Annotated in this window: 19 protein-coding genes and 1 tRNA gene; 4 read left to right on the plus strand and 16 right to left on the minus strand. The window is 60.5% G+C overall.

Annotated features, from left to right (window positions below):
* Positions 1-2: 2 nt before the first annotated feature.
* The 10 genes from RRH01S_RS21920 to RRH01S_RS21965 all read right to left on the minus strand — a co-directional run bounded on the left by RRH01S_RS21920 (position 3) and on the right by RRH01S_RS21965 (position 10,813).
* Positions 3-956, minus strand: a complete 954-nt coding sequence (locus RRH01S_RS21920; RefSeq protein WP_007700004.1) for a peptide ABC transporter ATP-binding protein — start codon at positions 954-956, stop codon at positions 3-5.
* Positions 953-1,969, minus strand: coding sequence for an ABC transporter ATP-binding protein (locus tag RRH01S_RS21925; protein ID WP_034520343.1), 1,017 nt, complete (start codon positions 1,967-1,969; stop codon positions 953-955). Before RRH01S_RS21925 ends, RRH01S_RS21920 begins: the two co-directional genes overlap by 4 nt.
* Positions 1,969-2,862: an ABC transporter permease subunit gene (locus RRH01S_RS21930; RefSeq protein WP_007700011.1), complete on the minus strand. Its 894-nt coding sequence runs from the start codon at positions 2,860-2,862 to the stop codon at positions 1,969-1,971. Before RRH01S_RS21930 ends, RRH01S_RS21925 begins: the two co-directional genes overlap by 1 nt.
* Positions 2,863-2,871: 9 nt before the next feature.
* Positions 2,872-3,876 (minus strand): ABC transporter permease subunit, encoded by a 1,005-nt coding sequence (locus RRH01S_RS21935; protein WP_034520341.1) that lies wholly within the window; start codon positions 3,874-3,876, stop codon positions 2,872-2,874.
* A gap of 89 nt (positions 3,877-3,965) precedes the next feature.
* Positions 3,966-5,561, minus strand: a complete 1,596-nt coding sequence (locus RRH01S_RS21940; RefSeq protein ID WP_007700016.1) for an ABC transporter substrate-binding protein — start codon at positions 5,559-5,561, stop codon at positions 3,966-3,968.
* A 340-nt stretch (positions 5,562-5,901) separates the two neighbouring features.
* A complete protein-coding gene (gene rirA, locus RRH01S_RS21945; protein WP_007700019.1) occupies positions 5,902-6,390 on the minus strand; it encodes an iron-responsive transcriptional regulator RirA in 489 nt (162 codons plus the stop codon).
* A 135-nt stretch (positions 6,391-6,525) separates the two neighbouring features.
* Complete coding sequence (locus RRH01S_RS21950) at positions 6,526-7,623, minus strand: M48 family metallopeptidase (RefSeq protein ID WP_080705448.1); 1,098 nt, start codon at positions 7,621-7,623, stop codon at positions 6,526-6,528.
* Entirely contained in the window at positions 7,595-8,665 is a 1,071-nt protein-coding gene (locus RRH01S_RS21955) for a YjgN family protein (protein ID WP_034520337.1), read from the minus strand. Before RRH01S_RS21955 ends, RRH01S_RS21950 begins: the two co-directional genes overlap by 29 nt.
* Before the next feature lie 158 nt (positions 8,666-8,823).
* The gene (locus tag RRH01S_RS21960) at positions 8,824-9,171 is read right to left on the minus strand and encodes a VOC family protein (protein WP_007700029.1); all 348 of its coding nucleotides are present in this window, start codon (positions 9,169-9,171) and stop codon (positions 8,824-8,826) included.
* 145 nt (positions 9,172-9,316) lie between these two features.
* Entirely contained in the window at positions 9,317-10,813 is a 1,497-nt protein-coding gene (locus tag RRH01S_RS21965; protein ID WP_042474201.1) for a CoA-acylating methylmalonate-semialdehyde dehydrogenase, read from the minus strand.
* A gap of 112 nt (positions 10,814-10,925) precedes the next feature.
* Between RRH01S_RS21965 and RRH01S_RS21970 the strand changes: the two genes are divergently transcribed.
* Positions 10,926-11,807, plus strand: coding sequence for a LysR family transcriptional regulator (locus tag RRH01S_RS21970; RefSeq protein ID WP_012650969.1), 882 nt, complete (start codon positions 10,926-10,928; stop codon positions 11,805-11,807).
* A 14-nt stretch (positions 11,808-11,821) separates the two neighbouring features.
* Here the strand turns inward: RRH01S_RS21970 and RRH01S_RS34480 are convergent, their stop codons facing one another.
* Positions 11,822-11,980 carry a hypothetical protein gene (locus RRH01S_RS34480; protein ID WP_165586811.1) on the minus strand — a complete coding sequence of 53 codons (159 nt, stop codon included), beginning with the start codon at positions 11,978-11,980 and terminating at the stop codon, positions 11,822-11,824.
* Positions 11,981-12,127: 147 nt separating this feature from the next.
* Between RRH01S_RS34480 and RRH01S_RS34485 the strand changes: the two genes are divergently transcribed.
* Complete coding sequence (locus RRH01S_RS34485; RefSeq protein WP_165586812.1) at positions 12,128-12,274, plus strand: hypothetical protein; 147 nt, start codon at positions 12,128-12,130, stop codon at positions 12,272-12,274.
* A gap of 249 nt (positions 12,275-12,523) precedes the next feature.
* Here RRH01S_RS34485 and RRH01S_RS21975 read toward each other — a convergent pair whose 3' ends face one another.
* The 4 genes from RRH01S_RS21975 to RRH01S_RS21990 form a co-directional block, all read right to left on the minus strand.
* Positions 12,524-12,808, minus strand: a complete 285-nt coding sequence (locus RRH01S_RS21975) for a hypothetical protein (RefSeq protein WP_042474205.1) — start codon at positions 12,806-12,808, stop codon at positions 12,524-12,526.
* Positions 12,805-13,377: a hypothetical protein gene (locus tag RRH01S_RS21980; protein ID WP_052365224.1), complete on the minus strand. Its 573-nt coding sequence runs from the start codon at positions 13,375-13,377 to the stop codon at positions 12,805-12,807. Before RRH01S_RS21980 ends, RRH01S_RS21975 begins: the two co-directional genes overlap by 4 nt.
* A 484-nt stretch (positions 13,378-13,861) precedes the next feature.
* Positions 13,862-13,938, minus strand: a tRNA-His gene (locus tag RRH01S_RS21985).
* Between the two features lie 224 nt (positions 13,939-14,162).
* Complete coding sequence (locus tag RRH01S_RS21990; protein ID WP_042474208.1) at positions 14,163-14,612, minus strand: phasin; 450 nt, start codon at positions 14,610-14,612, stop codon at positions 14,163-14,165.
* Between the two features lie 223 nt (positions 14,613-14,835).
* On the opposite strand from RRH01S_RS21990, the gene RRH01S_RS21995 reads away from it, so the two are divergent.
* Entirely contained in the window at positions 14,836-18,480 is a 3,645-nt protein-coding gene (locus RRH01S_RS21995) for an ATP-binding protein (RefSeq protein WP_042474211.1), read from the plus strand.
* A 182-nt stretch (positions 18,481-18,662) separates the two neighbouring features.
* A complete protein-coding gene (locus tag RRH01S_RS22000) occupies positions 18,663-19,136 on the plus strand; it encodes a VOC family protein (RefSeq protein ID WP_007700056.1) in 474 nt (157 codons plus the stop codon).
* 244 nt (positions 19,137-19,380) lie between these two features.
* On the opposite strand, the gene RRH01S_RS22005 is transcribed toward RRH01S_RS22000, so the two are convergent.
* Positions 19,381-21,291: a DEAD/DEAH box helicase gene (locus RRH01S_RS22005; RefSeq protein ID WP_042474259.1), complete on the minus strand. Its 1,911-nt coding sequence runs from the start codon at positions 21,289-21,291 to the stop codon at positions 19,381-19,383.
* Positions 21,292-21,459: the final 168 nt, after the last annotated feature.

Below are 21,459 nucleotides of genomic sequence, written 5' to 3' on the forward strand. Positions count from 1 at the left end.
GATCAATCCAGCGGGAAGAAGCAAGAAAACTTGTGTGTCCCCTCGCCCGTCAGCTCCGGCATGACCTGACGACATTTATCCTGAGCACGCCAGCAGCGCGGGTTGAAATGACAGCCGGTCGGCGGGTTGAGCGGCGACGGCAGCTCGCCCTGCAGACGGATGCGGTTCTTCTCGCGATCCGGATCGGCGATCGGCGTCGCCGACAAAAGGGCTGCGGTATAGGGATGGCGCGGGCGGGTGAAGACCTCTTCCGCCGTGCCGGTTTCCACAGGGCGGCCGAGATACATCACCATGACGTCATCGGCGATGTGACGTACCACCGAGAGACCGTGCGAGATGAAGAGATAGGCAAGGCCCATCTCCTTCTGCAGATCCATCAGGAGGTTCAGCACCTGTGCCTGGATCGAGAGATCAAGCGCCGAAACCGGCTCGTCCAGCACCAGCACCTTCGGCCGCAACATCAGCGCGCGGGCAATGGCGATACGCTGACGCTGGCCGCCGGAAAACATATGCGGATAGCGATCATAATGTTCCGGACGCAGGCCAACACGCGCCATCATGGCCTCGGCCTTGCTGCGGCGAGTCGCGGCATCGTCATCGGTGTTGATCTTCAGCGGCTCCTCAAGGATGGAACCGACCTTCTGGCGCGGGTTGAGCGAACCGTAAGGATTCTGGAAGACGATCTGCACGGCGCTGCGCAGGCTGCGGTCGCCAATCTTCGCCGGCTTGCCGTCGATCAGCAATTCGCCTGACGTCGGGTGTTCGATCATCGTCACCAGACGGGCAAGCGTCGACTTGCCGCAACCGGATTCGCCGACGACGGCGAGCGTGCGGCCAGACTGCAGGCTGAAGCTGACGCCGTTCAGCGCCTTGACGGTCGCCTCCGGTTTGAAGCTACCGCGCTTGACGGTGTAGAAGCGGGCGAGATCGCGCCCTTCGAGAACAGCGCCGGTCATGCGGCACCTCCTGCTGTTTGCGTGGCGACAAGGCCGGGATGACCGAGCGGCTTGCCGTGTTCCAGCGGATAGTTGCAGAGCGTTACGCCGAGTTCGATGCCCTGACGCTTGACGCCGCGATCGCAATCGGGCGTCGCGAACGAACAGCGGGGCGCGAAAAGACAGCCCGTGGGACGATCATGCTGGCCGGGCACGACGCCGGCGATCGACGGCAGGCGCTGGCCGACAATCGCACGCTCCGGCAGAGCCGAAAGAAGTGCGGCCGTATAGGGATGATGCGGATCGCGGAACAGCGCCTTGACCGGCTGCTCCTCGACCTTCTGGCCGGCATATTGCACCTGCACGCGCTCGGCGGTCTCGGCCACCACGCCCATGTCATGGGTGATCAGCACCAGCGCCATGCCCTGCTCCTGCTGCAGTCGCACGAGCAGATCGAGGATCTGCGCCTGGATGGTCACGTCGAGCGCGGTGGTCGGCTCGTCGGCGATCAGCAGTTTCGGATTGCAGGCAAGCGCCATGGCGATCATGACGCGCTGGCTCATGCCGCCCGACATCTGGTGCGGGAAGTTCGACAGGCGATCTTCAGGCGCCGGGATGCCGACGAGATTCAGAAGCTCGATCGAGCGCTCGCGGCGTGCCTTGCGGTCGAGGCCCATGTGGATGCGCAGGGTCTCGCCAAGCTGGAAGCCGACCGTGAAGCACGGATTGAGGCTCGACATCGGCTCCTGGAAGATCATTGCCATGTCTTTGCCAACGATCTTGCGGCGCTGCCGCGAGGAGATACCGCGCAGGTCCTTGCCGTCGAACATCATGCGGTCTGCGGTGATCTTCGCTGTCCATGGCAGAAGCCCCATCAGAGCGAGCATGGAGACGGACTTACCGGAGCCGGATTCGCCGACGATCGAGAGGATTTCCCCCTTGTCGCAGGTGAGCGATACGCCGTCCACCGCCCGGAACAGGCCGGAAGCGGTCTGGAATTCGACGGTGAGATTTTCAATATCGAGAAGTGCCATTACGACCTCTTCAGCTTCGGGTCGAAGGCATCGCGCAGGCCGTCGCCCATCAGATTGATGGCGAGAACCGTGATCAGGATGCAGAGACCGGGAAAAGTGACCAGCCAGGGGTTGCTCTGGAAGAATTCGCGCGAATCCGCCAGCATCGTGCCCCATTCCGGCGTCGGCGGCTGCGCGCCCTGGCCGAGAAAGCCGAGAGCGGCGGCATCGAGGATCGCGGAGGAGAAGGCAAGCGTCGCCTGCACGATCAGCGGCCCGAGACAGTTCGGCAGGATGGTCTTGAACATCAGGCGCAGCGGGCCGGCGCCGGAAACGCGTGAGGCGATGACATATTCCTTGTCACGCTCGGCCATGACCGAGGCACGCGTCAGGCGGACGAAATGCGGCTGGTTGACGATCGAGATCGCAATCATCGCGTTGGTCAGGCCCGGCCCCAGGATCGCCACCAGCACGAGGGCGAGCAGCAGCGAGGGGATGGCGAGGATGATGTCCATGACGCGCATGATGATCGTATCGGTGCGGCCGCGGACATAGCCGGCGACGAGGCCGATCAGGATGCCGGCAAGCGCCGAAAGCGAGGCGACCACGAGGCCGATGAACAGCGAGAACCGCGTGCCGTAGATCAGACGCGAGAGAAGGTCGCGGCCATTGGCATCGGTGCCGAGAAGAAAGCTGCTGTTGCTGCCTTCCGACCAGAACGGCGGCAGGCGCTGCATGGCGCTGCCATAGGCGGCATCCGGGTCATGCGGGGCGACGATGCCGGCGAAGATCGCCAGGAACAGGACGAAAACGAAGATCGCCAGTCCGATGACGGCACCCTTGTTTCGCGAGAAATAATACCAGAACTCCGCAAGAGCGGAGGGGCGGTCGGACTTGACACTGACCGTGCTCATGGGCCGCTCCTAGTGACGAATACGTGGATTGATGAAGCCGTAGAGCAGGTCGACGGCGAGATTGACGAGCATGACGATGCCGGCGATCAACAGCAGGCCGCCCTGCACCACGGGATAATCGCGCTTTGAGACGGCGTCGATCATCCACTTGCCGATTCCCGGCCAGGAAAAGATGCTTTCCGTCAGGATGGCGCCGCCGAGCAGCACGCCGACCTGCAGGCCGATGGTGGTAACGACCGGGATCATGGCGTTGCGCAGCGCATGCACGGAGACGACGCGCAGCGGCGAGAGACCCTTGGAGCGCGCCGTGCGGACATAATCCTCGCCCAGCACTTCGAGCATCGCCGAGCGCGTCTGCCGCGCGATGACGGCGAGCGGAATGGTGCCGAGCACGACCGTCGGCAGGATCAGCGAGTTGAGCGCCGAGGCGAAGGCGCCCTTCTGACCGGACAAGAGGCTGTCGATCAGCATGAAGCCGGTGATCGGCTTGAAGAAATAAATGAGGCCGATGCGGCCCGAAACCGGCGTCCAGTGCAGATAACCGTTGAAGACGATGATCAGCAGCAGGCCCCACCAGAAGATCGGCATGGAATAGCCGATGAGGGCCACACCCATGACGCTCTGGTCGAACCATGTCCCCCGCTTAACGGCGGCGAAAACGCCGGCCGGGATGCCAAGACAGATCGCCAGGATCATGGCGCAGATCGACAGTTCCAGCGTTGCCGGGAAGAAGGTGAAGAAGTCGGTCAGTACATCACGCTTGGTGGTGATCGAGGCGCCGAGATCGCCGTGCAGCGCCTTCCAGATGTAACTGCCGTACTGGACGATCATCGGGCGGTCATAACCGAGATCGTGCGTGATCTGGGCGTGCCGCTCCGGCGACATGACCCGTTCGCCCGACAGCAGCATGACAGGATCGCCCGGAAGCAGGCGGATGAGGGAGAAGGCGATAATCGATACGCCGAGGAATGTCGGGATCAGCACCGCAAGGCGGCTGAAAAGAAATCGCAACATGACAGGTGTCCAAATTTTTCCGGCGGTCAGGCAAAGTGCCTGACCGCCGGGTCGCCCGGTCTTAGCCGGGCATTCTCACAGATTTTTTGTTATTCGGCGATATCGACGCCGTCGAAGCGGTGAACGCCGACCGGGTCCTGAACGTAACCGGAGACATTCTTCGTCATCGGGATGAACTCTTCCGAATGGTCGATGGTCATCCACGGTGCTTCGCGCTTGAAGATGACCTGAGCCTCTTCATAGAGCTTGGTGCGCTCCTTGACGTCGGCGGTCTGCTTGGCCTTCTTCACCAGATCGTCGAATTCCTTGTTGCACCACTGAGCGCGGTTGTTGCCGCCGACGGCGTCGCAGCCGAGCAGCGTATCAAGGAAGTTGTCCGGGTCGCCGTTATCACCGGTCCAGCCGAGGATAGCCGCACCATCGCGGTCCTTGGCGGAGGAGAGCTTCAGGTACTGAGCCCAGTCATAGGTGACGATCTCGACCTTGACGCCGATCTTGGCAAGGTCCGCCTGCATCAGCTCGGCGGCGCGGCGCGCGTTGAGCATGTAGGGACGCGATACCGGCATCGCCCAGATCTTCATGCTGAGATCCTTGACGCCGGCCTTTTCAAGCAGCTTCTTAGCTTCGTCCGGGCTGTAGGCGTCGTCCTTGACGTCCTTGTTATAGGACCACATGGTCGGCGGGATCGGGTTGGTTGCAACCGTGCCCGAGCCCTGGAAGACGGCGTCGACGATCGCCTGCTTGTTGACGGCCATGTTGATGGCCTTGCGCACTTCGACCTTGTCGAAAGGTGCAACCAGCGTGTTGTAGGCGAGGTACGAAACGTTCAGACCAGCCTGCTCGAGAACCTTGAGGTTCGGATCGGCCTTCAGGTCCTTGATGTCGGCGGCGTTCGGGTAAGGCATAATGTTGCATTCGCCGGACTTCAGCTTCTGTGCGCGGACGGAAGCGTCAGGCGTGATCGCGAAGACGAGATCGTCGATCTTTTCCTTGCCCTTGAAATAGGTTTCATTCGCCTTGTAGCGGATGACGGCGTCGGGCTGGTAGGCAACGAAGGTGAACGGGCCAGTGCCGAGCGGCTGCTGGTTCATCTGCGCCATCTTGCCGTCGGCCTGGAGCTTGTCGGCATATTCCTTCGACAGGATCGAGCTGAAATCCATCGCGAGGTCGGCGATGAACGGTGCTTCCGGACGGTTCAGCACGAACTTGACAGTGAGGTCGTCAACCTTGTCGATCGACTTGATCAGCTTGGGGAAGCCCATGCCGTCTGCATATTCGTAGGAACCACCGGCGACATACTTGGCCCACGGGCTATCTTCCTTGAGCTGGCGCTCGAAGGAGAAGATGACGTCGTCGGCAGTAAGATCGCGCGTCGGGGTGAAGAAGTCGGTCACCTGGAACTTCACGCCCTTGCGGAGCTTGAAGGTGTATTCCTTGCCGTCGGGGGAAACCGTCCAGCTTTCGGCCAGGCCCGGCTCAACTTCGGTGCTGCCATGCTTGAATTCGACGAGACGGCTATAGACCGTACGCGAAGAGGCATCGAAAGTGTTGCCGCCAGTGTAAATTCCCGGGTCAAAACCCTCCGGCGAGCTTTCCGAGCAATAAACAAGCGTTTTCGACCAGGCGGACGTCGCCATGACGGAAGCCAAGGCGGTCACTGCCAAGAGGACAGAGATCTTTTTCATGATGTCGTTTCCCAGGTTTGTTCTTCTTTTGAAGCCGTGGTTCCCAGAGGTTCCTATCCGGATCGGGCCGATGGAACGCTATTTAATGTATGAAAGCAACATGGGCCGCCTAAAATTTTTCCAAATCGTGGAGTTTGGAAATTTTTGCACAAAAAATGCCCTGCATAGGCAACAATCTGGATATTACGCGCGTATCTGGGATACTTTTTCGAAGAATCTCACGTTTTCCTCTTCGAGATTACCAACGGCTCATTACAATATTGTGCAACTATACAAAGGAAAATCCGCCGCTGCCTCAGGCAACCGCGGATTGAAAATACACGCGACTTAAAAAGCGGGATCAGGCGGCCGGTGCCGTGATCGGCATCTTCTTGGCGATGCCCCTGTGATCTAGCTCGTCCAGGCCGAGCAGGAAGTTGATCTGCGGGCGGGCCTTGACGAGGTCGTCGATGGAATATTCCGTCAGCACGTCGAAGAAGGCGTTGAGCGCCTTGCGCAGCGCCGAATTCAAGCCGCAGCTATCGACCAGCGGGCACTCGACGGCACCGTCTTCGAAGCATTCCGCCATGGCGAAGCTATCTTCGGTCACCCGGACGACATCGAACAGGCTGATATCGGTCGGTGGCTTGCCCAAGCGCACGCCGCCATTGCGGCCACGCACGGTTTCCACAAGGCCCGCCTTGGTCAGCGGCTGCAGAATCTTGAACAAAAACAGCTCGGAAACACCATAGGCCTTGGCAATTTCCGGGATGCGGCTCAAGTAGCCTTCGTTGGCGGCGCAATACATGAGCATACGCACTGCGTAGTTGGTTTGCTTGGTCAGGCGCATGCCGATCTCCTGGAATCGAAGCCGCAAAGTGCGGGTCGAGAGCTATATAGTGCGTTTCTTAGTTTGGAACAATTCCAAAATATGAAATTTACATTCACGTTATTCTGATGCTGCCAACCAGATCAAGACCGGTTTTCAGGACTGCACTTTTTTGTCATTGAGCTCCCTGGCATAGTCGAGGATAGCCTGTTTACGTTCCGGCGTGCCCGGATGGGTCGACAGCATGCTGGTGTCGGAGTGATCGTTGAGTTTGGTCTCCAGGAGATCGAAGAAACGCGACAGAGCTGTTGGGTCCATGCCGGCCGCCTGCATCAACTCGACCGAACGACGGTCGGCCTGGGCTTCTGCCGAACGGGAATAGGAAAGCGCCAAGAGACCGCCGCCCTGGGTCAGCACATCCTGAACGCCGGAGCCGACGTCGCCGGCAATCAGCATCACCAGGCCGGCAACGCCGGCGGCGCGATACAGCTGGCGGAGACTGTGCTTGTATTCGACATGGCCGATCTCGTGGCCGAGAACGGCGGTGATCATTTCGGTATCGCTGCCGGCAAGATCGACCAACTGATCGGTGAGGACGAGATTTCCGTCCGGCAGCGCGAAGGCGTTCGGGCCAATGATACCGCCATCGCGGAAGTTCAGCTTGTAGCGACCGGCGCCGCCCTCGGCCTGGGCCGCAATCTTTTCGAACCGATCCGAGATGTCCTTGCGCCTGTCCTCGGAAAGCTTGCTCGGGCTGAGAGCCGTCTGGCCCAGCGTCTTCAGCGTGCCCGCCGACATGATTTCCGGCACCACCGGCGGCGTCACCAGCACCGCGACCTCCACCAGCGCCGGCAAGGCATAGTGATAGATAACCGATGCGAGCACGATCGTCGCGACGGCAAAAGCGATCATCCGCGGACGGACGATCTCCAGCCGATGCACGAAACCGCTGCGCTTCTCGCCTCGACCCTGGAGATAGACGTCGATCGCGTCATTGTCGCGCGTTTCGAAAACGGATTCATTTCCGAACACGATACGGCGGGGAATCGAGCCGACGCGCGGGCTGATCTCAATGTCGGAGCGGATGCCCCAGGCGAGACGCTTGTCCTTCTCATCCTCCTCGTCCGACAACACGGTCAGCGAACCACCCATATCAACCAACCGGGCCGGAATGGCGCGGCTGGAATGCGGCGGATGCCAGAGGCCCGCCGCGATCACTGGTCCATCAGAAGCCAAAGTCGAAACCATCGACATCGAGATATTCCGCGCTGATGGCGTTGCCGCTCGAGCGAACCTGATCGATCACCACGCCGATGTCACCGTCGACATGGATGGCGGTATGCTCTGCGAGATAATGTTGCAGGCGCACCGCCGCCCAGGGGCGCATCAGGCCGAGGGTTGCAAATGTGACGATCACATTGGAGATCGCAATCCATGCATAACGCCGGCGACCAAGATCGCTAAGGAGACTGTGACGGCGGTCGATCATGGTCGCCGACCACACGATGTTGCGCACCATGGCCCGATAGAAAAGTCCGGCGATGGCATAGACGAGCACAAATCCAATGATGGCCCAATGCCAGACACTTACCGTACCCATCGATCCGGACATGGCAGCCTCGGGCGATGTCCCTGAGATCGCGAAAGCCAAGCCGGCGAGAACAACGAGGCCAATCAGAGCGACCGCAATGGCAATACCGAGCGCCTTGTAGAATCCGCCCAATGTCAGGTTGGTCGAAAATGGCCGGTCGCCGTAACGCAGATTGTCGAAAACATACCGATAGAACCAGCGGGCAGCGATGGGCGCAAGAATTCCGACCGAGACAATCGTAACGAGGCCGCCTAGAAAGATAGCCTTGAAAGCGCCGCCGTAGGTGCCGACGAAATCGAACCGCACGTTGCGATAACTCGTCACGCGGGCGTTGAAGCGCAGACCGCGCATGAGAAACCAGGGGAAAGCGAGGATCAGCAGCGGCGTGACGATCAGCGCCGCGAGCGGCGCGACAGTCGTGACGATCTGCGAGATGATCAGAAATCCGAAGACGATCAGGCGGCCAATGAAAATCTGCTTGCCCTTGGCGTGATATTCGAATGTATGCCCGAGCAGTGCTGTATTGCCATAGAAATAGCGGTTGCGCCGAACCTTCGCCCAGGCGGAGTAGATGCCCAGGGTGATGATCGTCAGCAAAACATTGACGATCCAGATACCGAAATATTCCTTGGCGTTGCCGGTGAACGACGCACGTTGAAACGTCTGTCCGCCGTCGAACGGGCGCAAATTTTCTGCCAGAGCCATATCCAACCACCCCCCTTGGTAGACCAGTGTTGCGGATGGTGCCGATCATCCCCAATCAGCGCGCGAAACCATCCGACGCGTTAATCTACCGCGAGACGCAGGAAAGTCGATCCCATCCGGCGCAATTTATAAGCGCCCGAATAGAAGCGGGTCGGGCCTCACGGCACCGAAACCCAGACCGCCATCTCGCAACCGCCCGGCTCGCGGAAATGAAAGCGTCGGCCGCCCGGAAAATCGAAGGCGGGGCGGGTCACCACACCGCCGGCAAGCTCGACCGCACGCTGCGCCGCTTCCAGATCGGTCGCGCGCACGACCGGCAGCGGGGCGCCGGCGGCGTCCCCCGCATCGCCATCAATCCCGGCGTCGATCCCGGCCGCCTCGATGACGTGATAGGTCGGCCCGTAGCTGACGAAGCTCCAGTCGAAAGCCTCCGCGAAAAAACGGCGGGTCTTCAACGCATCGGTCGATGGGAATTCGAGATAGTCGATCTGATAGGTCGCAGGCATTGTGCTGCCCTCCAATTGTTCTTGTTTTGTTCTAATGCAAAACAAGATCTCCGGCAAGATGACGGAGCGGGAAATAACCGCAACAAAAAACCGCCGCCCAACTCAACATCGGGCGGCGGCGGATTTCAAGCAAGAACGACGAAGATCACTTCATCGTCGGCATGACGAATTCAGCACCATCCTTGATGCCGGACGGCCAGCGAGCGGTGATCGTCTTGGTGCGGGTCCAGAACTTGATCGAGTCCGTGCCGTGCTGGTTGAGGTCGCCGAAGCTCGAGGCCTTCCAGCCGCCGAAGGAATGGTAGGCGAGCGGAACCGGGATCGGAACGTTGATGCCGATCATGCCGATGTTGATGCGCGAGGCGAAATCGCGGGCTGCGTCGCCGTCACGGGTGTAGATGGCAACGCCGTTGCCATATTCATGTTTCATCGGCAGCTCGAGCGCGTCTTCATAGTTCTTGGCGCGGACGACCGAGAGAACCGGTCCAAAAATCTCGGCCTTGTAGATATCCATGTCCGCCGTGACGTTATCGAACAGGCTGCCGCCGACGAAATAGCCGTCCTCATAGCCCTGCAGCTTGAAGCCACGGCCGTCGACGAGGAGCTTGGCGCCCTCTTCGACACCGCGATCGATCAGGCCATTGATACGGTTATAGGCATCCTTGGTGATGACCGGACCCATGTCGGCCTTGTCGTCGGTATAGGGGCCGATGCGCAGCGATTCGATCTTCGGGATCAGCTTTTCGACCAGGCGGTTCGCCGTGTCTTCGCCGACGGGAACAGCGACGGAGATCGCCATGCAGCGCTCACCGGCCGAGCCATAGCCAGCCCCCATGAGGGCGTTGACGGCCTGGTCCAGATCGGCGTCCGGCATGATGATCATGTGGTTCTTGGCGCCGCCGAAGCACTGCGCGCGCTTGCCGTTCGCAGCCGCCGTGCCATAGACATAGCGGGCGATCGGCGTCGAGCCGACGAAGGAGACGGCGCCGATATCCGGATCCGTCAGGATGGCGTCGACCGCAGCCTTGTCGCCGTTGACGACGTTAAGGATGCCCGCCGGCAGGCCGGCTTCGATCATCAGCTCGGCAAGGCGGATCGGCAGGGAGGGATCACGCTCGGACGGCTTCAGGATGAAGGCGTTGCCGCAGGCGATAGCCGGCGCAAACATCCACATCGGGATCATGCCCGGGAAGTTGAACGGCGTAATGCCGGCGCCGATGCCGACCGGCTGGCGGATGGAATACATGTCGATCGCCGGGCCGGCGCCTTCGGTGAACTCACCCTTGGCGAGGTGCGGAATGCCGCAGACAAATTCGCAGACTTCCAGGCCGCGAATGACATCGCCCTTGGAGTCTTCAACCGTCTTGCCGTGCTCCTTGGAGAGCATGGTCGCCAGCTCGTCCATGTGCTTGTTCAGAAGCTCGACGAACTTGAAGAAGACGCGGGCGCGGCGCTGCGGATTGGTGGCGGCCCACTTCGGCTGCGCTGCCTTGGCGTTTTCGACGGCGGTGCGGATTTCCTCGACGCTGGCGAGCGCGACCGTCGACTGAACTTCGCCGGTTGCCGGATTATAGACGTTGGCTGTGCGTCCGCTGGTGCCGGCGACGTGCTTGCCGCCGATAAAATGACCAATCTCATGCATGGGTGTGCCTCCTCGTTTTCTTGAATGACTGTAGGATCGCACTTCAATTTGCACAAATCAATGAGCTGTTATAAGCAACCGTTGTGCAAAAATTGAAGTCCGGGGTGTGCATATGGATTGGGATGACGTCCGCATGTTCCTCGCCGTGGCCCGTACGGGGCAGATCCTGGCGGCCTCGAAGCGGCTTGGGGTCAATCATGCGACCCTGTCGCGGCGGGTGACGACACTGGAGGAACGGCTGAAGACGCGGCTGCTGGTGCGCCGCACCAATGGCTGCGAGCTGACGGCCGAGGGCGAAATCTTCCTGCACGCGGCCGAACGCATGGAAACCGAGATGCTGCGGGCGCAGGCGAGTGTCGGTCATCTCGACAGCGCCATTACCGGCACGGTGCGTATCGGCGCGCCGGACGGTTTCGGCGTATCCTTCCTCGCGCCGCGCCTGGGGCGGCTGATCGCGCGCTATCCGGAACTGCGCATCCAGCTCGTGCCGGTGCCCCGCTCCTTTTCGTTGTCACAGCGCGAGGCCGATATCGCCATTACGCTGGAGCGCCCGGAACAGGGCCGGCTGGTCTCCTCGAAGCTTACGGACTATACGCTCGGCCTCTATGCCTCGAAAGCCTATCTCGACAAGGCCGGCCTGCCCGACAGCGTCGAGGCGCTGAAGCTGCATCCGCGCATCGGCTATGTCGAAGACCTGCTCTTCACCGCCTCGCTGAACTTCTCCGGTGAGATCATGCGCAGCTGGGACGCGTCCTTCGAAATCTCCACCTCCATCGGCCAGACCGAAGCCGTGCGCTCCGGCGCCGGCATCGGCATCCTGCATGACTACATCGCCCGGCAATATCCGGAACTGACCCGCATCCTGCCCGATATCTCGATCAAGCGCGCCTATTGGACCACCTACCACGAAAGCGCCCGCGATCTGGTGCGGGTTCGCACTGTCGCGGACTTTCTGCAAGAGCTGGTGAGCGAGGAACGGCGGATGTTTTTGTAACGCCGGCCCCGGCCCTACGCATGCTTCGGCGGCTCCTCGTTCTCATCGGGATTGGGAACGGGAATTTCATCCGGCAAGCTGTCGGGATCCGGCTCCTCTATCGGCGGCTTGGGTATCCAGCCTGGATCGGGCATCGGCGGTGTCTCGGGAATCGGCTCGCGTGGCACGGACATGCCAGTTCCTTTCGTCTGGTTGCTGATATTGGCTAACGGTCGGGAGCAGGCAGGGTTCCCGGAAAAATGCCGCAGGCAGGCCGAACGAAACTGGACAAGGGGCAGCCAAGGCCTAGTATCTTAGGGAGATCTCAAGGAGCGAAAATGATGGCTGAGAAAAAGAAAACGAAGCAGGCCGAGAAAGAGCACAAGGAGCAGGACGACTATCTCGAAGAGGCGCTCGAGGAAACCTTTCCCGCGAGCGATCCGATCTCGCCGGGGCATGTCGTGAAGAAGCCCGAAGACAAGAAATAGCCCACGGCCTGAGCCGGGAGAGCTATGATGTCTGATCCATGAAAGGGTGGGAATAGCACGATTGAGGTGTTCGCAGCCTCTTCCATACTGTAGTAAAAACAAATTCTTAGGTATGCTTTCAGTCGAATTTATGGTGCGTTGTTCGACGTTGGTTCATCGCGTTGTTCGAGCCTATCGTCCCATCAGTTGGTGCGAAGCAGGCGAGCATATCGCGCTCGTGGAAGGGACTAGAGCATCGCGATCCGAGGATCAGCGGCGCCGGCCGTAGTAAATCATCAAAAGCAAAAGTAGAATCGTTGGAATGCCAGCGACGCTGGAGAAGGCTGCAAAGGCCCAGAGATCTGTTGCTTCTCCGCTGCACTGAGCAAAAGGGCAGACCCACTGCGCAGTGACGAGCAACGCCAGAAACGCCACCGCAATCAGGATCAGCAGCACCAAGATCATGAAGGCTGTGGCAAGCGCAAGAGTAGCCTTTATGAAGCTAATGGCAGCTCGTATCTTCAAGCGCACTTTCGCCGGAGCATCCAAGGTCATGGCTCGACGTAATGAAAGGTGCTGGCATAGACACCCAAGCTAGTACCGCGGCCCTCGACGGTGATCCGCATGCCTGGCTTAAGGGTCTGTCTGATAGCGTTGGAAACGCCACAAAGGCTATCGAAGAGGAATGGCAAATCTCGGAGTTCTACCGGCGACCGGCATCCTTTTTGATTGTCACCGTCCGCTCGTGCAACTTTATAAGGAAGCTCAACGTGATGACCTGCGACTAGGGCAAGGACCATTGGAGCACCGGCAACGGCGGGGAGGCTGCCAAAAAAGTAACCCATAAAAGGTGCAATCAAAATCGCACCTGCCTTTTTCAGCTCTCCTTCATCGCTGTTGGTCATACCCTTTACAACAAAACAAACCATTAGCACCGCTGAGAGGAGGCCGATGGCAACACGAAACGAACTCGTCGCAGCGGCCCAGTCCGTAGATGGCACGAAGCCATATCCAAAACCTCTTCCAATAAAGCCGAAGAATAGAAGTAAGCCCCAGATCGACAGCAGAGCAATTCCGATTTTAGCAACCCAGCGCATTGCTTTCGCTCTTGTTGCATCGTTCATCAATCGATCCGCCCCGGCTCTTGCTGCTTAGCTATCCTTGGCACACCACTGGTTGCGATTTCAAGAGTGCTTATGGTGCCGGAAAAGCTCCCGCTTGACTCCTCCTCAAAATGAGAACATTTTAAGAACAAACGCGAGCTGCGCCCCGGCCTGAGTTTACTGACAATTTGATGATGAGAACCGCCGTGCATCGGCGGAATGACGATGTGCGTCCAATGAGTGCCGAAGCCACAGTAGCAACGAAGAGCCGGAACTCGACCCAATAAAAGCGCTCCTCGCCGCACATGACGGCGATGCACGGGCAGCCATTGAAGATCTCGTGCACAGGATTAAGCACCTGCGGCAACAGCTTTCGCTTGCCTCCGCCTTTCCCGCCAGCGATCCGATCTCGCCGGGGCATGTCGTCAAGAAGCCCGAAGACAAGAAATAGCCCACGGCCTGCGTTGGGAGAGCTATGATGTCTGATCTATCTAAAGAGTGGAAATGGTACGGTTGGGGGGTCTCGAACCTCCGACCTCAGGTGCCACAAACCTGCGCTCTAACCAACTGAGCTACAACCGCACATGCTCGCGTCGCCGCGAACGGGGGTGACATACGAGGACTTTGAAATTATTTCAAGTCCTATCTCCCCGCAATATGAAAAAGCTGGGCTTGATACCCAGTTCTTGAGGCACAGCACCTTCGGATGAAGGCACGAGGGCCGCTTTCCCTTGAATCAGAAACGTCCCGCCTTCAGAGCTTTCACCTGAAAACGGGACGTCTTGGCCTTGGGAGGCATTTTGGGATTAGGCTGCCTTGAAGGTGGACATGGCCTTTTCAGCCGCGTCCTTGGCCGGCTTTGCCAGCTTTTCGGCAACCTGCTTGGTGGTTTCCTGAATGGACTTGGCCTGCTCGACGGTCACTTCAGCCTGCTTGCGGATGAAGGAGGTCTGCAGTTCGAAGAGTTCGGCAACGGACTTGACACGAAGCAGGGCTTCCATGTGCGCCAGCGAGCTTTCGGCATTGGTGCGCAGCGCGTCGATGGCCTTGAGGCCGATCTCGACGGAGCCGGCCTGGGCGGTCTGCACGGTTGCTTCAACGGTCTTGCCGGCTTCTTCAGCGGCGGTCTTCATCTTCGCGAAGGCTTCCTTGGACTGCACCGCACCCTTTTCCGCGAAGTCGCGGAAGGATTCGGAGAGCTTGGAAGGGTCGAATGCAGCCGTTGAAAAAACGTCGTCTTTCTTTACAGTAGCCATGATAACGCTCCTAGTGTGGGCCCTCCTCCGAGCGCCCTTCGTGAATGTGAGTGAGGCTTATATAATATAGATTATTGTGCAGTGCAACATAATTGTGCGACGCACAACACGTTAACCCTGCCAGCCGAAAAACTGGTCGTTCGCTGGACCTGAAACCGGGGTGCCGGTATTAATAAAGCGTTAAAGCAAGAGAGGCGGTCACGCCCGCAAAGCAGGTTGGAACATGCCCGCAGTCCAGTATCCATTCATTGACATCGCCGTGCACCCCCGCGTTCGGGAACGCTTTGCGCGCGGCGAGGCGATGGTGATGTTTTCGGCAGGCATGGATCGCGTTCTCTGGGCCAACGGCGCCGGGGCCAATCTCTTTGGCTATGACATTATTTATGATTTTCTCGATCAGGGGCCTAAGGCCGGCGATGTCTCTTTCCGCCAGATCGAAGCGACGGCACGCGGCCTTGGCGCCGTCGGCGACCAGCGCACCTTCCTGATCCGCATGGCCTCCGGTTTCCAGCGTGCCGTGGTTAACGCCGCTGTCGAAATCATCCGCGTCCAGGCGGGCGAAGAGGCGATCCTGTTTTCCTCTCCGGTCTCGGTCAAGCCGTTGGCAGCCGCCGAAAGCGCCAAGCGGATGATCGACGGCTTCGATGATCCCGATACGCATATGGCGGTGATCGGCCGCGACGGCGACGTCATCGCTGCCTCCACCGGTTTCGAGGCCCTTGGCGTGACGCCGCACACCGCGAAAATGTTGACGACCATGGCTGGAGCGCTGCCGGAACGGCTGATCAAGCGGCCGATCCCGACCGGCCGTGGCTATCTGCCCGCCGCCGTCGGCAAGCTATCGGAAATCCCCGCCCTGCACCTGCTCTTCGTCGTCGAGACCGTGCTCGGCCATCTTGATCCGACCGAAAGCCCTGACGCGCCCGCCCCGCCGGCGGCAATAACCAAGGTCGAGCCGGAGGCGGAAGAAGCCCGCAACGAGCTTGAGGCCGCAGTGGTCGAGCCGACATTCGCTCCCGACACCGCCCCTGTCGCGAATGCCGCCTCTCCTTCCGCAGACGTTCTCGATGCCGTGGCGGATATCGAGGAAGTTGAAGACACACCGGAAGACGACGCCGCCATCCATGAGGCGATCTCCGTACAATCCGATGCCGCGAGCGAAGATCTCGGCCAACTGGCGACCATGGATGGCGCGAGCGAGGAACAGATCGACGCGGCTGCGTATGTCGACGAACTGACAGATGAAGCCGATGACATGGTTGCACCAGCCGTCGTCGAAAGTCCGGTGGAGCATGAGGAAATCAGCCCCGAGCCGGCTGCTCCCGAACACGATGCAGTCGCGGACGGCCAACCGGGAGAATTCACCTTCAAGCGCAACGGCCGCGCCACCCGTTTCGTCTGGAAGATCGATGCCGAGGGCCGCTTCAGCGAGGTTTCGCGAGAATTCGCCGAAGCCGTCGGCCCGCATGCCGCCAAGGTGACCGGCACGGCCTTTACCGATGTTGCCGCACATTTCAATCTCGATCCCGATGGCAAGATCGCGGAGCTTCTCGCGCGGCGCGACACATGGTCCGGCCGGACGATCTACTGGCCGGTGGAAAACACCAGCCTGATCGTGCCGGTCGACCTCGCCGCCTTGCCGACCTATACGCGCAGCCGCGACTTCGACGGCTTCAGAGGCTTTGGCGTCGTCCGCCTTTCCGACGCCATCGAAGATCCGATGAAGCTCGGATTGACGCTGGGCGCGGAGGAAGATCAGTCCGCTCGGACGCCGGACGCTACGGAAGAACCAGCGGCGACCGAGACGGATGCGACGGATCCGGCAATTACCGAGGAAACGTTGCAGTCCGCAGCGGAAGAGCATATTGCCGAAGAAGAGAACACTGTTCCCGAGGCGGCGGATGAACCCGCACCCGCGAATGAAGAACCGCCGGCGCTGACGATTGCCGAGACGCCGAACCGCCGCGAAACCGACAAGATCATTCAGCTCCACGAGCGCCGTTCGGCGATGCCGGGCGGCCTGTCGCTGAGCGAACAGGCAGCCTTCCGCGAGATCGCCCGCCAGCTCGAACCTTTCGGCAAGCGCACCGAGACGCCCGAAGAGGGCACGCAGACCGAAGAAGATGCCGATACCTCTCCGAAGCCGAATGTGGCGGACGAGATCCTGTCTGGGACAACTGAAGACCAGCCGCAGGACAAAATCGCGCCAGAGACCGACGCCGTCGCGCATTCCGAACCGGTGCCCCTGGTTGAAACCGAAAAGCCGGCGGAAGAAGCTGCTCCCGACGCAGAAGCACCCAAGCCGGAAGAACATCTCGATCCGCTGGGCGTCTTGAACACCGCCATTCCGTCGCGCGTGAAAATGCGCAATGGCCTGTCGGATGAGATCGTCGATCAACTGCCGCTCGCCATCCTCATTCATGCCGGCGACCGCTTGATCCATGGCAATCCGGAATTCCTGCGGCTGACGGGCTATGAGAGCCTTGCGGACCTCGACCATGTCGGCGGCCTCGATGCGCTATTGCAGCGCCATGATCTCGAAGGCAAGACCGAGCAGCCGGGCACGATGATGGTGGTGCGCGCCGACGACACGCTGGTGCCGGTCACCGCACGGCTGCAGTCGATCCGCTGGGAAGACGGTACGGCCTTGATGCTGGCGCTGATGCCGCTCGAGAAGAGTGAAGCCGCATCGTCCGAGCCCGTGCCCGAAGAAGCGCGGCCGGAGCGCATGATCGAAAAGCTTGCCAAACTTCAGGTCGAAATCGAGGAACTGCAGTCGACGCTGGAAACGGCGACGGACGGCGTCGTCATCATCGGCCAGGATGGCGACATCCGCTCGATGAACCGCTCGGCAAGCGCCCTCTTCAACTTTGACGACCAGGAAACCCGCGGCAAACCCTTCGTCATGCTGTTTGCGCATGAGAGCCAGAAGGCCGTGCTCGACTACCTCAGCGGGCTCTCAGGCCATGGCGTGGCAAGCGTGCTGAACGATGGCCGCGAAGTCATGGGCCGTGAAGCATCGGGCGGCTTCGTGCCGCTGTTCATGACCATGGGGCGACTGAATTCCTCCAACGGCTATTGCGCCGTCATCCGCGACATCACGCAATGGAAGCGCACCGAGGAAGAACTGCGCAACGCCAAGCGCGCGGCCGAAACCGCCAATGCCCACAAGACGGATTTTCTTGCCCGTGTCAGCCATGAAATCCGCACGCCGCTCAACGCCATCATCGGCTTTTCCGACATGATGGCCGGCGAGCGTTTCGGGCCGATAGGTCATTCCCGCTATATCGAATATGCGACCGACATCGGCCGCTCCGGCCGGCATGTGCTCGATATCGTCAACGATCTCCTGGATATTTCCAAGATCGAAGCCGGTGAGATGGACCTGGAATTTGCCTCCGTCGGCCTCAACGAGGCAATCGCCGAGGCCGTGTCGCTGGTGCAGCCGCAGGCCAACAGCCAGCGCGTCATCATTCGCACCGCGCTGTCGCAAGCCGTGCCGAATGTGGTGGCCGACCTGCGCTCGATCAAGCAGATCGCGCTGAATATCCTGTCGAACGCCATCCGCTTCACGCCGTCCGGCGGCCAGATCGTGGTTTCCACCTCCTATGAGGGCAACGGCAGCGTGGTGATGCGTATCCGCGACACCGGCGTCGGCATGACGCGCTCGGAGCTGGAACAGGCAATGAAGCCTTTCCGCCAGGTCTCGACCAACTCCCGCAAACGCGGCGATGGCACCGGCCTCGGCCTGCCGCTGACCAAAGCCATGGTCGATGCCAACCGCGCGACCTTCGCGATCAATTCCTCGCCGAACGAGGGGACGCTGGTGGAAGTCACCTTCCCGTCCCCCCGCGTGCTGGCGAATTGATTTTTGATCTGTGAAATTAGCTGACGGCTGCTGCAATACGACCAACGGCAATTTTCTGCCCGAAGCGGACACGTCGACAATTCAGGCGCGCAAAATAGCTTGGTTGGGCTGGAGAAAGACGGCTTGCCTCTTATTTCATTTCAGGAGGGAATGGGACACAGGAGCAAAAGGAGGATTACCCAATGGCAAAGAACACGATCTGCGTATGGTATGACAAAGACGCCGAGGCCGCCGCCCACTTCTACGCCAAGACCTTTCCCGACAGCGCAGTGGGCGCCGTCATTCGTGCACCTGGAAACTATCCCGAGGGCAAGCAGGGAGACGTGCTGGTTGTTGAATTCACCGTTGCGGGCATTGCTTGCATAGGCCTCAATGGCGGTCCCGCAATCAAGCACAGCGAAGCTTTCTCATTTCAAATCGCAACTGACGACCAGGAAGAGACGGACCGCTACTGGAACGCCATTGTGGGCAATGGCGGCCGGGAAAAGGCTTGTGGCTGGTGCGAGGACAAATGGGGCATCTCCTGGCAGATCACACCGCGCGTGATGACCGAAGCGCTGGCGGCAGGCGGTGATCAAGCAAAACGAGCTTTCGATGCGATGCTAACCATGAAGAAAATCGACGTCGGGGCGATCGAAGCCGCTCGGCGTGGCTGAGGCAAATGCCGATTGAGCCCGCGTCACCCCCCTCTGTCAGCTACGCTGACATCTCCCCCACGAGGGGGGAGATTGGGAACGCGTGGCACACTCTCTCACAAAACAAATATCGCATCTGCTGGGACTGAACCTATTGCTCTCGCAAGAGCCTCGGCAGGCTCCCAACGATCTCCCCCCTTGTGGGGGAGATGTCACGAAGTGGCAGAGGGGGTGCTGCACTCTCAGCGAGCTCAGCAGTTCGAGACTATTCGCCGCGAGCTTTCTCAGCCTTGCGCTTGGCCCGCGAATTCGGCTTGCCGGCCGGCGAACCCGCATCGCTCTTGGCGAAGTTCGGCTTGCCCGGCTTCTTCGCCCAGGGCTTCTTGTCGGAAGCGCCCTCGCCTGCCTGTGCCCGTTCCGGCTTACGGTCGGATTTCCATTTCGGCTTGCTGTCGTCGTATGGGCGAGCGCTCTTCTCGGCGAAGGGCTTTTTGCCGTAGCCTCCCTCGCGCTTGGCCTGCGAAAAATCAGGGATGCCGTCGAGCGGCTTGACGCGGATGCCGCGCTCCAGGGTCTTGTCCGGACCGATGGCTGCCAGGAAGCGTTCGGCGCCTTCGGCGGAGAACTCGACGAAGGTTTCTTCCGGCTGCATCTTGATCGCGCCGATGTCGCGCTTGGTGAGGTTGCCGTTGCGGCAGAGCATCGGGATCAGCCAGCGCGGCTCGGCATTCTGCTTGCGGCCGACCGAGAGCGATACCCAGACACCATCGGTGAAATCGTTGCGGCCAGCGCCGGCGGGCGCTTCGTCATACCGCGTGACCGGAAAATCGTCGCGGCGAGGCTTCTTGCGCTCGCCTTCGGCCGGTACATCCTGCAGGTCTTCCGGCGCGGAATGACCGGCGCGGTATTGACGCAGGAAAGCGGCGGCGACCTGTTCGGCGCCATGGCTCTGCAACAGCTGCTGAACCAGCGACTGTTCGTCCTCACCCAGCGGCGCGGAGAAGATCGGATCGGCGAGAAAACGCTCGTCGTCACGCTGGCTGACCTCATCGGCCGATGGCGGCTTTGCCCAGGTGGCGCGAATGCGGGCGGCTTCCAGCAGGCGTTCCGTGCGGCGACGGCCGCTGAGCGGCACGATCAGGGCGCTGACGCCCTTGCGACCAGCACGACCGGTGCGGCCGCTGCGATGCAGCAGCGTTTCCGGATTGGTCGGTATGTCAGCGTGGATCACCAGATCGAGGCCCGGCAAGTCGATGCCGCGAGCGGCGACGTCGGTGGCGATGCAGACGCGGGCGCGACCATCGCGCATGGCCTGGAGCGCATGCGTGCGCTCGCTCTGGCTGAGCTCGCCGGAGAGCGCAACGACGGAGAAGCCGCGATTGTTGAAGCGCGCCGTGAGATGGTTGACCGCTGCACGCGTCGAGCAGAAGACAATCGCATTCTGCGCTTCGTAGTAGCGCAGGACGTTGATGATGGCGTTTTCCCGATCGCTCGGCACGACCATCAGCGCACGATAGTCGATATCGACATGTTGCTTGGCTTCTGTGGCGCTGGCAATGCGGACAGCATCCCGCTGGTAGTTTTCGGCAAGCTTGGCGATCGAACGCGGCACGGTCGCCGAGAACATCAGCGTCCGCCGTTCGGTAGGCGATGTCTCGAGGATGAATTCTAGGTCCTCGCGGAAGCCGAGATCAAGCATCTCGTCAGCCTCGTCCAGCACGACGGCCTTCAACTTGGAAATATCGAGCGAGTTGCGGCGGATATGGTCGCAAAGACGGCCGGGCGTACCGACGACGATGTGCGCGCCGCGCTCCAACGCCCGTTTCTCGGTTCGCATGTCCATGCCGCCGACGCAGGAGACGATGGTGGCGCCGGTCAGCTCATAGAGCCATTCCAGTTCGCGCTGGACCTGCAGTGCGAGTTCGCGGGTCGGCGCGATCGCCAGCGCCAGCGGCGTGCCGGCGCGGCCGAAGCGTTCGGCGCCGTCCAAAAGGGTCGGGGCCAGCGCCAGGCCAAAGGCAACCGTCTTGCCGGAGCCGGTCTGGGCCGAAACCAACGCGTCCTTGCCAGCAAGGTCGGGATCGAGCATCGACTTTTGTACCGGCGTCAGCGTTTCGTAACCACGCTTTGCCAAAGCCTGGGCAATCGCAGGAACGATGCCTTCGAATTCGGTCATGTCTTGTCTTTCGGAATTCTTCACGCGCCAGGAGGCACGGATCATCGTGGCCCGCACGTCGCAGGCCTCTTCTTCAAGCGTGCACATACTTGGTCGGCGCGGCAATGTACAGAGCGGGCGCGTATTTGTGCAGCGCGAACGAAAAAAAGGCAGCGAATCGTGCTGCCT

Source organism: Rhizobium rhizogenes NBRC 13257 (assembly GCF_000696095.1).
GTDB classification, from domain to species: Bacteria; Pseudomonadota; Alphaproteobacteria; order Rhizobiales; family Rhizobiaceae; genus Rhizobium; species Rhizobium rhizogenes.